The sequence below is a fragment of the Roseateles sp. YR242 genome (assembly GCF_900109745.1).
Lineage (GTDB): Bacteria > Pseudomonadota > Gammaproteobacteria > Burkholderiales > Burkholderiaceae_C > Roseateles.
This window is the reverse complement of sequence record NZ_FOAV01000003.1, coordinates 205,374-218,474: the sequence shown is the minus strand read 5'-3', so window position 1 is coordinate 218,474 and position 13,101 is coordinate 205,374. Positions and strand designations below refer to the sequence as shown.

General features: G+C 68.0%; 11 protein-coding genes. All 11 read right to left on the bottom strand.

What is annotated here, in order from left to right; translation table 11 throughout:
• Window positions 1-191: 191 nt before the first annotated feature.
• Window positions 192-1,256 (bottom strand): S66 peptidase family protein, encoded by a 1,065-nt coding sequence (locus BMY53_RS08130; protein WP_218151203.1) that lies wholly within the window; start codon window positions 1,254-1,256, stop codon window positions 192-194.
• Between the two features lie 15 nt (window positions 1,257-1,271).
• Entirely contained in the window at window positions 1,272-1,892 is a 621-nt protein-coding gene (locus tag BMY53_RS08125) for a M15 family metallopeptidase (protein WP_092945429.1), read from the bottom strand.
• The gene (locus tag BMY53_RS08120) at window positions 1,889-2,788 is read right to left on the bottom strand and encodes a LysR family transcriptional regulator (RefSeq protein WP_092945427.1); all 900 of its coding nucleotides are present in this window, start codon (window positions 2,786-2,788) and stop codon (window positions 1,889-1,891) included. The genes BMY53_RS08125 and BMY53_RS08120 overlap by 4 nt, the downstream gene beginning before the upstream one ends.
• Window positions 2,789-2,806: 18 nt before the next feature.
• Window positions 2,807-4,426: an ABC transporter substrate-binding protein gene (locus BMY53_RS08115; RefSeq protein ID WP_092945425.1), complete on the bottom strand. Its 1,620-nt coding sequence runs from the start codon at window positions 4,424-4,426 to the stop codon at window positions 2,807-2,809.
• Window positions 4,427-4,642: 216 nt separating this feature from the next.
• A complete protein-coding gene (locus BMY53_RS08110) occupies window positions 4,643-5,623 on the bottom strand; it encodes a peptide ABC transporter ATP-binding protein (protein ID WP_092945423.1) in 981 nt (326 codons plus the stop codon).
• On the bottom strand, window positions 5,620-6,567 hold the full coding sequence (locus BMY53_RS08105) for an ABC transporter ATP-binding protein (protein WP_092945421.1): 948 nt from the start codon (window positions 6,565-6,567) through the stop codon (window positions 5,620-5,622). Before BMY53_RS08105 ends, BMY53_RS08110 begins: the two co-directional genes overlap by 4 nt.
• Complete coding sequence (locus BMY53_RS08100; protein ID WP_092945419.1) at window positions 6,567-7,496, bottom strand: ABC transporter permease; 930 nt, start codon at window positions 7,494-7,496, stop codon at window positions 6,567-6,569. The genes BMY53_RS08105 and BMY53_RS08100 overlap by 1 nt, the downstream gene beginning before the upstream one ends.
• Window positions 7,493-8,503: an ABC transporter permease gene (locus tag BMY53_RS08095; protein WP_092945417.1), complete on the bottom strand. Its 1,011-nt coding sequence runs from the start codon at window positions 8,501-8,503 to the stop codon at window positions 7,493-7,495. Before BMY53_RS08095 ends, BMY53_RS08100 begins: the two co-directional genes overlap by 4 nt.
• A gap of 83 nt (window positions 8,504-8,586) precedes the next feature.
• Window positions 8,587-9,435: an N-acetylmuramoyl-L-alanine amidase gene (locus BMY53_RS08090; protein ID WP_092945415.1), complete on the bottom strand. Its 849-nt coding sequence runs from the start codon at window positions 9,433-9,435 to the stop codon at window positions 8,587-8,589.
• Complete coding sequence (locus BMY53_RS08085) at window positions 9,432-10,430, bottom strand: N-acetylglucosamine kinase (RefSeq protein WP_092945413.1); 999 nt, start codon at window positions 10,428-10,430, stop codon at window positions 9,432-9,434. Before BMY53_RS08085 ends, BMY53_RS08090 begins: the two co-directional genes overlap by 4 nt.
• Window positions 10,431-10,637: 207 nt before the next feature.
• Window positions 10,638-13,091: a TonB-dependent receptor gene (locus BMY53_RS08080; protein WP_255370089.1), complete on the bottom strand. Its 2,454-nt coding sequence runs from the start codon at window positions 13,089-13,091 to the stop codon at window positions 10,638-10,640.
• Window positions 13,092-13,101 lie beyond the last annotated feature (10 nt).

The window sequence follows — 13,101 nt, the reverse complement described above, 5'->3', positions numbered from 1 at the left end:
CCGCACGTGCCCGTCTGGTGGGCCGTGTTGTGGATTGTTGTCATGCACTCTCTCCCGATGGGAGAGATGCTAGCGCCAGGCTTCGTGCCGGACCGCGCGGACGGCCTGGGCGTTCTGCGCGCAATGGGAAAAAAGCCGCAACTTCGCGTGATGCGGTGGGGGATGGCGTGGGCGATACGGTGGGGGCGGCCCTACACCACGGCTGGCGACAGCAGCCGCAGCGTCCCCGCCTGCGCGTCAATCTCCGCCGGCTGCCCCACCGGCACCGTGAACTTGCGCCGGATGTGCCCGATCATCGCGCCCCGGTACACCGGCACGTTCAGCGGCAGGAAGTAGTCGTCGAAGACCTCGTCCAGCGTCAGGGTGCCGTAGGCGCCGTCGCCCGGGCCGCAGCGCGTGAACTTCCCCAGCACCACACCCGCCAGGGCGTCCAGCGCACCGGCCAGGCGCAGGGTGGAGAGGCAGCGGTCCAGCCGGTAGATGTACTCGTTGGTGTCCTCCAGGAACAGCACGGCACCGCGGCAATACGGGAAGAACGGCGAGCCGGCCAGCGAGGCCAGCACCGTGAGGTTGCCGCCCACCAGCGGGCCGCGCGCCACGCCAGGGCGCAGCGTGCTGATGCGGTCTTCCGCCTGCACCACGTTGTCGCCCTTGTCCGTCGGGTTGCGCAACACGTCCGCCTGGCCATCCATCACCATCGTCTTGAAGTGCTGCAGCGAAAACTCGTTCCATTCCGAGCCGCCGACCGGGCTGTGGAAGGTGATCAGCCCGGTCTGGTGGTGGATGGCGTTGACCAGGCTGGTGAGGTCGGAGAAGCCGCCGAAGAACTTGGGCTTGCGGCGGATCAGCGCGTAGTTGAGCTTGTCCACGATGCGGTTGCAGCCGGAGCCACCCGCCAGGGCCAGGATGCCGGCCACCTCGTCGTCGGCGAAGAAGTCGTTGATGTCGGCCGCGCGTTGCGCGTCCGTGCCCGCAAACTGGCCATAACGCGCTTGTGCGTGGCGGCCGAGCCGGACCTTGAACCCGATCGCCTGCAGCGACTCGATGGCGATGGCCAGCGGCTCGCGCTCATAGGTGGCGTTGGCAGGGCTGACCAGCCCGATGGTGTCGCCGGGCTGGAGGCGACGTGCGCGCAAGGGCGCGGGCGCATCCGTTCGGGCCGCAGGTGCGGTGCTTGCGGCGCTGGCCTGGCCCGCGACGGCCACTCCGGCCGTGGCCATGGCGGTGCGCAGGATCTGTCGGCGGGAGGCGGTCATGGAATCTCCGGAAAGCTACAGCACCAGCGGCAAGGTGCGGCGCACCAGTTCACGGTCGCCGAAATCGAAATGCCACCACTCGGTGTTGATCGTCTGGAAGCCGGCGAAGCGCATGGCCGCGCGCAACCAGCCACGGTGCTGGAGCTGCGCCGCCGTCAGGCCACCCTGGGCCAGGTGCTCCGCCTCGAACTCGGGATGGGACGCCGGGGTCATCTCGTCGAAGCCGGTGCCCATGTCCAGTTCCCTTCCATCGGCATCCTGCAGCGTCGCATCCACGGCCATGCCAAAGGAGTGGATGGAGCGGCGGGCCGGATGCGCCAGGTATTGGGTCAGCGGTGTGCCTTCCAGCTCGGCCCACAGGGCTTCCTGAACCCGTTGGGGCCGCAGGGCATCCAGCACCACCAGCTGCAGCCCTGGTTGATGGCGGGACAGCCAGGCCGCCGCCTGCGAGAGGGCATCGGCAGCCTCCCGGCGCAGGTAGGCACAGTCCAGCCCCCCGTAGACGGCGCGGCCGACGAAGTTGTCCGGGGTGGCATAGCGCAGGTCCACCGCAATGCCGGGGATGGCCAGCAGCGGCTGGAACTCCGGATGCGCGGCGATGTCTTCGCAGGCAATGGTGCGTTCGGATGGGCTCATGGCAGGCTGTCGAGGTTGCTGCGCGCGGCATCACGCAGGTAGTTGACCAGTCGGCGGGCGGCCTGCGCCAGCGGTGCGCTGGCGGAGGTCAGCAGGTAGAGCTGCACATTCATCGTGGGCATCAGCGGCCGCACGCGTACACGGGTCCGGTCGGCGGAAGCGGCGGTGAATGGGTCCACCACCGTCATGCCCACACCCGCCTCCACCAGCGAGCGTGCCAGTTGGTAGGTCTGCACGGTGATGCGGCTGTCCAGATGCTGCCCCGCCGTTTCGCCGGCATGGTGCAGCATCTGGCCCAGCGGATCGTCCTCCGCCATGGCAATCAGCTCGGACTGGATCTCCGACAGCGGCAACGGCCCTTCACCCTGCGCCTCCGGGCTGTTCAGCGGGCACAGCGCCATCATCTCGCCCGCGGCCAGCACCTCGGCCTTGATGCCGGGATGGCGCGGGTCGTGCAGGCTCAGGGCCAGGTCCGCTTCGCCCAGCAGCAGCGCGGAGACGATCTCGCGTGTGTGATGGGTGCTCAGCTGGCAGCGGCTGCGCGGGAAGGCGCGGGCCCAGTGGGTCATGGCCGCGGGAATGACGGTGACGCCCAGCGTCGGCGTGGCCATCAGCCGCAGCGATTCGGATTCCCCGGCGCGCAGGTTGGCTGCCAGTCGGCGGATGGAGACCAGATCGCGGTTGAGCTTGTCGATCTCCACAAACAGGCGCTGCGCCTCGGGCGTGGGATAGAGCTTGCCGCGCACCCGGTCGAACAGCGGCATGCCCAGTTGCAGCTCGCAGTGCTGCAGCACCTTGGTCACGGCCGGCTGCGAGATGTGCAGCAACTGGGCCGCACCGCTGATGGTGCCCGCCTGCATGATGGCGTGGAAGACCTCAATGTGGCGAAGTCTCATGGGTGCACTCCGGCGCGTTCATTCACGATAGACGTTCTCGAACACCACCCCGCCATTGGGCTGCATGCGAAAGCCCCGCAGGTCCAGGCTGGTGGGAATGTAGACCGTGGAGTGCGCCATGGTGATCCAGGGCCGCTCGCGCTTGAAGATCTCCTGCGCCTGTTCATAAAGCGCCACACGGCGCGGCTGGTCGGGCGTGGCCCGGGCCGCGTCGATGAGACGCTCGAACTCTGCATTGCAGAACTTCACGCCGGTCTTGTTGGTGGCGCAGCTGAGGTTGGGGCTGAGGAAGTCGTCCGCATCGCCACTCTCGCCGGACCAGCCGCTCATGTAGACCGTGTGCTCGCCCGCATTGGCGCGCTTGAGGTACTCGCCCCATTCATAAGTGCGGATCTGCGTGCGCACGCCGATGCGGGCCCAGTCCTGCTGGATCAACTGCGCCATCAACTGCCCGTTGGGGTTGGTCGGGCGGGTGACGGGCAAGGCCCAGAGGTCGATGTCCAGCCCGTCGGGATACCCCGCCTGGCGCAGCAGCTCACGGGCCCGCGCCGGATTGAACTCGTTGCGCAGCCGGGTGTTGTAGCCGGGGACCGTGGGCGGGAAGGGGTTCACCGCCTGCATCGCGTCACCCCGGGGGAAGAGCGCGCGGAAGATGGCGTCCCGGTCCACCGCGATGTCCAGCGCCTCGCGCACCAGCCGGTTGTTGGTGGGCGGCTTGCGCAGGTTGAAGGAGAGATAGGAGACGTTCAGCGCCTGGATCTTCAACAGCCGGATACGGTCCGCATGGCGGTCCAGCGCGGCCACGTCGATGTCCCGCAGCGGCGAGGTGATCTGGCATTCACCAGCCAGCAGCTTCTGCACCCGCACCGGTGCCTCGCGGCTGATGCTGAAGATCAGGCGGCGGGTCTTCTGCGGCTCGCCCCAGTAGTCCGGGTTGGCTTCCATGCGGACCACATCGTCCTTGGCATAGCTGCGAAAGCGGTAGGGCCCGGTGCCCACCGGCAGGCGGTTGATCTGGCTGGCCTGGCCTTCCCGCAACAGCTGCGCACCGTACTCGGCCGACTGGATGCCGGCGAAGGCCATCGCGAAATAGCTGAGGAAGGTGACGTTGGGCTGGTGAAGGGTGAAGCGCACGGTGTGCGCGTCCAGCTTGTCCATCGCCGCGATCGCCTTGGCCAGGCCGAGGTTCTGCGGATAGATGAAGTTGGCGGGGAAGGCCTTGTTGAACGGATGGGCCGGGTCCAGGAAACGGCCGAAGGTGAACAGCACATCGTCCGCATTGAACGTGCGGGTGGGCGAGAACCATGGCCGCTGGTGGAAGCGGACGTCGGGCCGCAGGTAAAAGGTGAAGACCCGGGCGTCCGGGCTGATCTCCCAGCGCGTGGCCAGCGCGGGCTGCAGCGCTGTGCCACCGCGTTCGAAGCGCACCAGGCCCTGGAAGATCTGGTTGTTGACGGTGTTGGTGCTGGCCGAATCCCATAACCCCGGATCAAAGCCTTCGGGGCTGGCATCGGTGCAGTAGACCAGGGGCTTGTCCGCGGGGGCGGCCGCCTGCGCCACGGGCCATAGGCCGGCCCAGGCTCCACAGAGGAGGGCGGCGGCCAGGATGGCGCGAGCGGGGAGGGCAGGCAGGTGCATTGGGCAGCGAGGGCGGTGGCCCATTGTCGAAATGGGCAAGAGCAGGTCACAACTGAAATGGCACGCTCGGACCATAACACCCGGTTATGCGTGGCGGGTGCCCCGGGTGGCGGTCAGCGCACTGCTGTGGCCATGGGCTGACAAGGTGGATGCTGCGGTGTTCCGGCACGCCGCACGGCACCCGGAAGGCGGGGCAGACCGTGTGGTGGGGGCTGGTCAGAGCACGTCGCAGGCGACGAGCCGGCCGTCGATCTCGCGCAGTGCTGGCCGCTGCTCCGCGCAGCGCGGAATCGCCAGGGCGCAGCGTTGATGGAAGGCGCAGCCGCTGGGCGGCCGCAGCGGCGAGGGGAGCTCGCCGTGGATGGGAATGCGCACGCGTCGGTCTGCCGCGCGCAGGGCGGGCGTGGCGCTGATCAACGCCTGTGTGTAGGGGTGGCGGGGCTGCGCAAAGATGCGCTGCTTGCTGCCATGTTCCACCACGCGGCCCAGGTACATCACCATCACATCGTCCGCCACATGCTCCACCACCGAGAGGTTGTGGGAGATGAACACATAGCCGGTGCCAAAGGCCTGCTGCAGGTCCATGAACAGGTTGAGGATCTGGGCCTGGATGGAGAGGTCCAGCGCCGAGGTGGGTTCGTCGGCCACCACGATGCCGGGCTGCAGCACCATGGCCCGTGCGATGGCGATGCGCTGGCGCTGGCCACCGCTGAACATGTGGGGGTAGCGCCGCAGGTGTTCCGGGCGCAGGCCAACCTGGGCGGCCAGGGCGGCCACACGCGCCTGGCGCTCCGCCGCGCTCAATCGGGTGTTGATCAGCAGGGGCTCGGCCAGCGTGGCGGCGATGGTCTTGCGCGGGTTGAGCGCGGCATACGGATTCTGGAAGACCATTTGCACCTCACGGCGCAGGGCCTGGCGTTCGGCGCGGGTGTGGGGGCCGGCGGTGTCCTGGCCTCGGATGCGGAGCTGGCCGGAGGTGGGTGTCTCGATCAGGGTCAGGGCGCGGGCCAGCGTGGATTTGCCACAACCGGATTCACCGACCACCGCCAGCGTGCGCCCGGCCTCCAGCCGGAAGCTCACGCCGTCGAGCGCACGCACGGTGGCTTTGGGGGAGAACCAGCCCCGGCTGACCTCGTAATGCCGCGTCAGCTGATCGGCCTGCAGCAGCGGGGTCGTGTCCGTTGCGGGCCGTGTCATGCCGCCCCCTTGGCCGCTTCAAGCGGGAAGAAGCAACGCACGCCCGCCGTCATGGCCGGGCGCTCCATGCGGCAGCGGTCCTGCACGCGGGGGCAGCGCGGTGAAAACAGGCAGCCGGCCGGCCGGTCGGCCGCGTCCGGGACCATGCCGGGCAGCGCCTGCAGCCGGTGGGCGCCCCGGCTATGTTCGGGAATGGCGGCGAGCAGCGCGGCCGTGTAGGGGTGGCGCGGTTGTTCAAAGACGGCCGGCAGCGGGCCCGTCTCCACCACCTGGCCCGCATACATCACGGCCACGCGCTGGGCCATCTCGGCCACCACCGCGAGGTCATGGGTGATCATCACCAGCGCCATGCCACGCTCCCGCTGCAGGCGCAGCAGCAGCGCCATCACCTGGGCCTGGATGGTCACGTCCAGCGCGGTGGTCGGCTCGTCGGCAATCAACAGGCGCGGGCCGCAGGCAATGGCCAGCGCGATCATCACCCGCTGGTTCATGCCGCCGGAGAGTTCGTGCGGGTAGGCGTCCAGCCGTCGGGCGGGGTCGGGAATGTCCACCTGCTTCAGCAGTTCCAGCGCGCGCTGCCGCACGGCCTTGCCCCGCAGGCCGAGGTGGTGGCGCAGCACCTCCCCGATCTGGAAGCCGATGGTGTAGCTGGGGTTCAGGCTGGCCAGCGCGTCCTGGAACACCATGGCGATGTCCCGGCCGATGAGCTCGCGGCGCCGCGACGCAGGCAGGGCCAACAGTTCGTGCCCCTCGAAACGAAGGGCCTCGGCGCTGACCACGCCCGGTGGGTCCACCAGCCCCATCAGCGCCATCATGGCCACGGACTTGCCGGAGCCGGATTCGCCCACGATGCCCAGCACCGCACCCGGTGCCACCGTCAGGTCAACCCCGTCCACGGCGGTGAAGCCGCCGAAGCGAACGCGCAGTTGCGAGATTTCCAGCATCAGGACACCCGTTTCAGGCGCGGGTCGAGCGCGTCCCGCAGGCCGTCGCCGATCAGGTTGACGCTGAGCACCGAAGCCAGGATGGCCAGACCTGGCAAGGTCACCACCCAGGGGGCACGCACGATGTAGTCCCGCGCGGAGGACAGCATGGTGCCCCACTCGGGCGTGGGGGCCTGCACACCCAGGCCCAGGAAACCCAGGCCCGCGGCTTCCAGGATGGCGCTGGAAAAACCCAGGGACGCCTGCACGATCAGCGGCGCCAGGCAGTTGGGCAGCACGGCGGAGAACATCAGGCGGGTGGTGGAGGCACCGGCCACGCGGGTGGCGGTCACATAGTCCTTGCCCAGTTCCGCCAGCGCGGCGGCGCGGGTCAGGCGCACATATTCCGGCAGGCTGCCGATGGCGATCGCGATGACGGTGTTGAGCAGCCCCGGCCCCAGCACCGTGATCACGCAGATGGCCAGCAGCAGGCCGGGCAGGGCCAGCATCACGTCCATCACCCGCATCACCGCCGGCGACAGCCAGCGCTGATGGAAAGCGGCCAGCAGGCCCAGCAGCACACCGGGCAGCAGCGAGAGCAGCACCGAGGCCAGGCCGATGCCCAACGACACACGGCCACCATGCAGCAGGCGCGACAGCAGGTCGCGGCCCAGTTCGTCCGTGCCCAGGGGGAACCGGGCCTGGCCGCCGTCCATCCACGCCGGGGGCAGCAGCATCTGCAGCCGATATTGGTGGATGGGGTCATGCGGCGCGACCCAGGGCGCCAGCAGCGCCGCCAGGGCCATCACCACGAAGACGAGGAAGGCGATGAAGGCCCCGCGGTTGGCCATGAAGGCCGCAGCCGCTTCGGCCCACGGGCCGGCGCCTGGCGCGGCAGGCCGCACGTCGGTGGGTGGGGGGGCTGTCGGCTGATGGGCGGGTCCGCTCATCGCGTGCTCCTGATCCGTGGGTTGACCACGCCGTACAGCAGGTCCACCACCAGATTGATGACGATGAAGCCACAGGCGGAGATCAGGATGCCGGCCTGCACCACCGGATAGTCCCGCCGCGCGATGGCATCGATCAGCCACTTGCCGATGCCGGGCCAGGAGAAGATGGTCTCGGTGAGCACCGCGCCGGCCAGCAGGCTGCCCACCCGCAGGCCGATCACGGTGATGACGGGGATGAGCGCGTTGCGCAGGCCGTGCACCAGCACCACGCGCGAGGGGCTGAGACCCCGGGCGCGGGCGCTGCGCATGTAGTCTTCCCGCAGCACCTCCAGCAGGCTGGAGCGGGTCATGCGGGCGATGACCGCCGCGTTGGACGTGGCCAGCACGGCGGCCGGCAGCAGCAGGTGGCGCAGCGCGGACCACCAGGCGCCGGGTTCGGGGTGCAGGGCCGCGTCGATGAGCATGAAGCCGGTGAGGCGCTGGATGTCGTATTCCACCGCCACGCGGCCGGAGACCGGGGTCCAGCCCAGGCCCACCGAGAAGGTCATGATCAGGATCAGCCCCCACCAGAACACGGGCATGGAGTAACCCACCGTGGCCAGGCCCATCACCCCCTGGTCCAGCCAGGAACCGCGCCGCAGCGCGGCAGCGATGCCCAGGGCCAGGCCGATGACGATGGCCACCCCCAGCGCCGCCAGGGCGAGTTCCGCCGTGGCGGGGAAGAGCGCCAGGAACTCGCGCGAGACCGGCTCGTGCGAGACCAGCGACTGCCCCAGGTCGCCGTGCAGCAGGCCGTTGATGTAGGCCAGGTACTGCCGCCACAGCGGCTGGTCCAGCCCCAGTTCATGCATCAGCCGGGCATGGGTGTCCGCATCCAGTGCGCGTTCGCCCATCATGATGGCGACAGGGTCGCCCGGCACCAGGCGGATCAGGCCGAACGCCACCAGCGTCACGCCGACCAGGGTGGGCAACAGGGTGGCCAGGCGCTTGAGCAGGAAGTGGAGCAAAGTGACCTAAGGTGAGAGGTGGGCCGGGGCCGCCGAGGGACTGCCTGGCGAAGGCTCCTGCCGCTTGAGCCGATCGAGGCCGTTCAGTATGGAGACCGATTGTCCGTCGTGGCCGGTGAGGCCTGCAGCGTGATCATGCCGCCCGGTGTGGTCACCACGTCCAGCAGCGCGGCGGTGTCGCCATCGGGGTCACCCGCGCAGTTGGTGGGACGGTATTTCATCTGGAAGGTGGCCAGCACCTCGCGGGTGGCGGTGTCCAGAATGCCGGTCTGCGGGGTCTGGTAGCCCACCTGGGCGAGCTTCTGCTGGAACCAGGCAATGTCCGGCAGCGGCACGACCTGGAAGACGGTCCGCCGGATTTCCAGCAGGGCCGGGTCGGGCCAGGGGATCAGGCCCGCGTCAGCCAGTTGCTTCCACGGGAAGGCGGGGCCCGGGTCCTGCTTGCGGCCGGGGGCGATGTCGTTGTGGCCCAGGATGCGGTCTGGGCGGATGCGGTGACGCGCGGCGATCTCCCGAACCAGGTGGATGACTTCGTCCACCTGCTGTTGCGGGTAACCCGCGTAGACGCGACCGGCCGGCGTGTCGACGAAACCGGGGTTGACGATCTCGATGCCGATTGATGCGGCGTTCAGGTTGGTGGCGCCTGCCCAGTAGCTCACACCGGCATGCCAGGAGCGTCGGTTCTCGTCCACCAGTTGGTAGGTCTTCACCGGGTTATCGCTGACCAGGTAATGGGCCGAGACCTTGCCGCCCGTGGTCAGGACCTTGAGCGACTTGTCGAAGTCGATGGCGGTGTAGTGGAGGATGAGGAACTGCACCCGGCTGTCCTGGTTCTCCGAGACATGGGTGCGGTCGATCTGGTGGGAGGGGGTGGCGCAGGCCGCCAGGAAGAAGGCGGAGGCAAGGGCAAGCAGGCGGGTGCGGATCTTCATGGGGTGTTCAGAGGAGCGGGCCATGTGCTGGGCAATGTAGCGGAGAGTGCCGCGCGCCGGGCAGCAGCCAGGGCGGTGTCGGGTTGGGCAATGGTCATCGGAAGGTCGGACGGCAGGGCTGTCCGAAGGCCGGTGGTCAGCGCCGGATGCAATTGCAGCACACGTCCGGCAGCCGTGACCGGACGGGGCCCCAGCCGGTGGCACAGTGCCAACGCCAGCCGGGCCAGTTCGGCGCCAGCGCGGTGCAACAGCGCCAGGGCGTCCGCATCGTGGCCGTGAGCGGCCTCGGCGACCGCCAGGGCCAGCTGGCCGATGGTGCCGCGGCGGGTGGCGGAATCTCCGCCATAGAGGAAGCGTCGGGTGGTGGGCCAGCCCGGGCTGCCCAGGGTGGTGAAGAGCCGGCGTGCGAGCAGCGAGTGTTGCCAGGCGCCGGGGGCTTCGTCCTCCCGGCGCCAGACCAGCGCCAGTGCTTCCCGGGCGATCCATTGGCCACCGCCTTCGTCGCCGATCAGCGGGCCGCGGCCACCGGCGCGGTGCATGGTGCCTGCCGGGTCGATGTAGGCGGCGATCGACCCGGTGCCGGCGTAGACGAGGTAGCCCTCACCGGGCTGGTAGAGGGCGTGCCAGGCGGCGGCGATGTCACTGTCGCAGTGGATGGCGGCCGGGGCGATTCCCAGTTGTTGGGCCAGCAGGGCGCGCAGTTGCTGGCCGGCGGGGCCGTCGGGTTCTCCCAGACCGGTGATGCCGGCGCAAGCGGCCTTGACCTGCCCTGGGCCGGAGGCGGACCAGACGGCTGCGGCCAACGCCTGCAGGGTCTGGGCGAGGGTGACGCGGCCCGCGCTGCTGTCCAGCAGCAGCGCGCTGAAGCCACCCACGGCGCCCCGGGCGACGAGGCTGCCGTCCGGGCGGGCCAGGCACCAGCGGGTCTGGGTGCCGCCGGCATCTAGGCCGAGGCCGAAGGCTGGAGGGATGGTGTGGGCGGCGGGCGAGCTCATGGGGGTCCGATGGGTGCGAGCTTAAGGCGCCGAGGGCGGCTGCCGCCAGTGTCAATGCACGGGGCGGGTATGAGATGGAGTCATGGGTGAGTGGGATCGTGCAGAGATCGCGCAGACATCGCGCTGACGAAAAAAAACCGCGCCGGGGAACCGGCGCGGTTTTGAGGGGCTGTGCGGCAGCGGCCGGGGCCGCTGCCTTCCGTGCACTTAGAAGTCGGCGCTGACGCTGAGCGACGTGAAGCGCGGTGCACCCAGGTAGTAATAGACCGTGTTGGTACGGGAGCCGTTGTAGGCCACCGAGTTGGTCTGCGAACCGCTCGGGTTGCGATAACGGGTGTTGCCGATGTTGCTCACGTTCAGGCGCAGCATCACGTTGCTGGCCCAGTTGCCCACGTCGCCGATCTTGTAGCCAGCGTCGAAGTCGCCGACGGTGTAGGCCGGCACTTCTTCGTCGTTGGTCATGGTGGCGTACTGGTGGCCCGTGCGCTTGACCTTCAGGCGGCCATAGAAAGGACCGTACTCATACTGCACCGACAGGCCGACCATGGTGTGCGGGGTCAGCACATAGGTCTTGCCGGAAGTGGGCAGTTCCACGCCCGTGGTGGAGGCAGTAGCGGCCTTGCCCACGGTGAGGTTGTCCTTCAGCTCGCTGTGCTGGACCGTCAGCGATCCGTAGGCCGAGAAGCCCTTGAACACGCCGGTACCGGCTTCGAATTCCATGCCGCGCACGTTCACCCGGCCAGCATTGATGTTGGCGGAGAAGTTGGTGGTCGGATCAAAAGCCGTCGCCTGACGGTTCTTGAAGTCGGAGTTGAAGTAAGTGGCCGACAGCGAGATCGCCTTGGACTGGAAGCGGTAGCCCACGTCGGTCATGACGGAGGTTTCAGGCTTCAGTTCGGTGATCAGGCTCACATTGCCGGCGGCATCGGCCTGCACGTTGATGGACGACGTGGAGTTGGCGAAGGCGTAGTTGGGCGGTGCGCGGAAGTTCTTCGACACGTTCACGAAGACTTGCTGGCTCCTGTCCAGGTTGAAGCGCAGGCCTGCTTGCGGCAGCAGTTCGTCGTAGCTGCGCTTGAGCTTGTAGTTGTAGGCGAAGCTCTCGTTGGCGTTGCCCGTGAAATCGCGGGTCACGTGCGGCGTACGCAGGCCCACGGTCAGCATACCGCTGTCGTTCAGGAAGGACCAGTTGTCCATCACATAGGCCTGGTAGGCGGTGCTGACGGTGTACCAGTCGCGGCCCTGGTACAGCGTACCGTCAGCGCGGGTGATGTTGCCCGAATCCAGCCACACGCTGGCCAGGTTGCCGGCGTTGTCCACCGTGACAGCCGGTTGTGTCTGACCATGGCGGGCACGTTCGTACCAGACGCCGACGCGGATGTTGTGGTCACCCAGCGTGGTGTTCAGTTCGGTCGTGATGCCGGGGCGGAAGGTCTTGGTCACGCTGGCGCGGCCGACAGCAATCGTGTCGAGCGTGTCGCCGTCGCCGTTCAGGTCCTTCACGCCGTCGAGCTTGCCGGAGGTGGCGTTGTAGAAGCCGGTTTCCTTCAGCGTCGTCTGTTGCACACCGCCGTTGCCGTAGCCGTACCAGAGGTAGGGTTGCACCTTCAGGTAGGTGTCGGTGGCCAGCTTGAATGAGCCGGACAACGAGAAGATGGCGTTTTCGAAGGGGTTGTTAGCCAGCTTGTAGTAGGCGGGCGAGGGCAGGTAGCCGGAGGCGCCTTCGTTCTGCGCCGTTCCGGCCACCGGTGTGAGGTGGCCGGGGAAGGTGGTGGAGTAGTCGTACTTGTAGCCGTTGGCCTTCAACTGGGCAACGCTGACGCTGTTGATGTTGTTGTTGATGGCGCGGTTGTACAGCACCGAGCCCAGCACCTTGTTGTCTTCGTTGATGTCCCAACGGAAGGCCGCGTCGATGTGGTCCTTCTTGGCCGAGCCCTCACCCTTCCACTTGTCAGCTTCAGTGTGCGAGTAGCTCAGGAACACCTTGGCGCTGTTGTCGAAGAAGCGGCCGGTGTCGTAACGCAGGAAGGTGCGCGTGAGGCTCAGTTCACCCAGGGTCTGGGTGAAGCGGACGCGGCGCTTGTCTTCCGGGTCGCAGCTGGTGATGGTGACATTGCCACCCGTGGCGCCAGCGGCGGGGGAGTCGGAATCCGGGCTACCCTGGTTGATGGACTGGGTGCAAAGGTTTTCCTGGTCCGCATATTCCTGCGGATAGACAGCGAAGCTGCCGGAGTCGTTGACCGGCACGCCGTTGACGGTGAAGCCCATCTGGTCCGAGCCGAAGCCGCGGACGGTCATGCCGCCGCCGTACAGACCGGTGGCGTCGTAGTTGAAGGTGTTCACGCCGGGCAGCAGGGCCAGGGCCTGATACGGGTTGCCGGTGGAGCGGTCCTTGTCGATCGCGGCGCGGGTGACCGTGCTGCGTGCCTTGGCGGCGTCTTCGTTCAGCATCTGGCCCACACCCAGCTTGCCGCCCTCACCCGTGATCACGATCGTGCCCAGACGGACCGTGTCTTCCTTTGCGCGCGGAGCGCCATCGTCTTGAGACTGTTCAGCCTTCTTCTTGGCCTCTTCCGCGGCCATGGCCGGCATCACCACCACCATTGCTGCGGCGGCGGCCAATGCCGTCTTGCTGAATCCCAACCAATTCTTCTGACTCATTCTTGCGCTC

Bases quoted from the DNA above. Each gene is read 5' to 3' on its own strand.
- BMY53_RS08080 (WP_255370089.1), bottom strand. From the start codon at position 13,091: ATGAGTCAGAAGAATTGGTTGGGATTCAGCAAGACGGCATTGGCCGCC.
- BMY53_RS08125 (WP_092945429.1), bottom strand. From the start codon at position 1,892: ATGAGCCCATCCGAACGCACCATTGCCTGCGAAGACATCGCCGCGCAT.
- BMY53_RS08115 (WP_092945425.1), bottom strand. From the start codon at position 4,426: ATGCACCTGCCTGCCCTCCCCGCTCGCGCCATCCTGGCCGCCGCCCTC.
- BMY53_RS08105 (WP_092945421.1), bottom strand. From the start codon at position 6,567: ATGCTGGAAATCTCGCAACTGCGCGTTCGCTTCGGCGGCTTCACCGCC.
- BMY53_RS08085 (WP_092945413.1), bottom strand. From the start codon at position 10,430: ATGAGCTCGCCCGCCGCCCACACCATCCCTCCAGCCTTCGGCCTCGGC.
- BMY53_RS08100 (WP_092945419.1), bottom strand. From the start codon at position 7,496: ATGAGCGGACCCGCCCATCAGCCGACAGCCCCCCCACCCACCGACGTG.
- BMY53_RS08120 (WP_092945427.1), bottom strand. From the start codon at position 2,788: ATGAGACTTCGCCACATTGAGGTCTTCCACGCCATCATGCAGGCGGGC.
- BMY53_RS08090 (WP_092945415.1), bottom strand. From the start codon at position 9,435: ATGAAGATCCGCACCCGCCTGCTTGCCCTTGCCTCCGCCTTCTTCCTG.
- BMY53_RS08110 (WP_092945423.1), bottom strand. From the start codon at position 5,623: ATGACACGGCCCGCAACGGACACGACCCCGCTGCTGCAGGCCGATCAG.
- BMY53_RS08130 (WP_218151203.1), bottom strand. From the start codon at position 1,256: ATGACCGCCTCCCGCCGACAGATCCTGCGCACCGCCATGGCCACGGCC.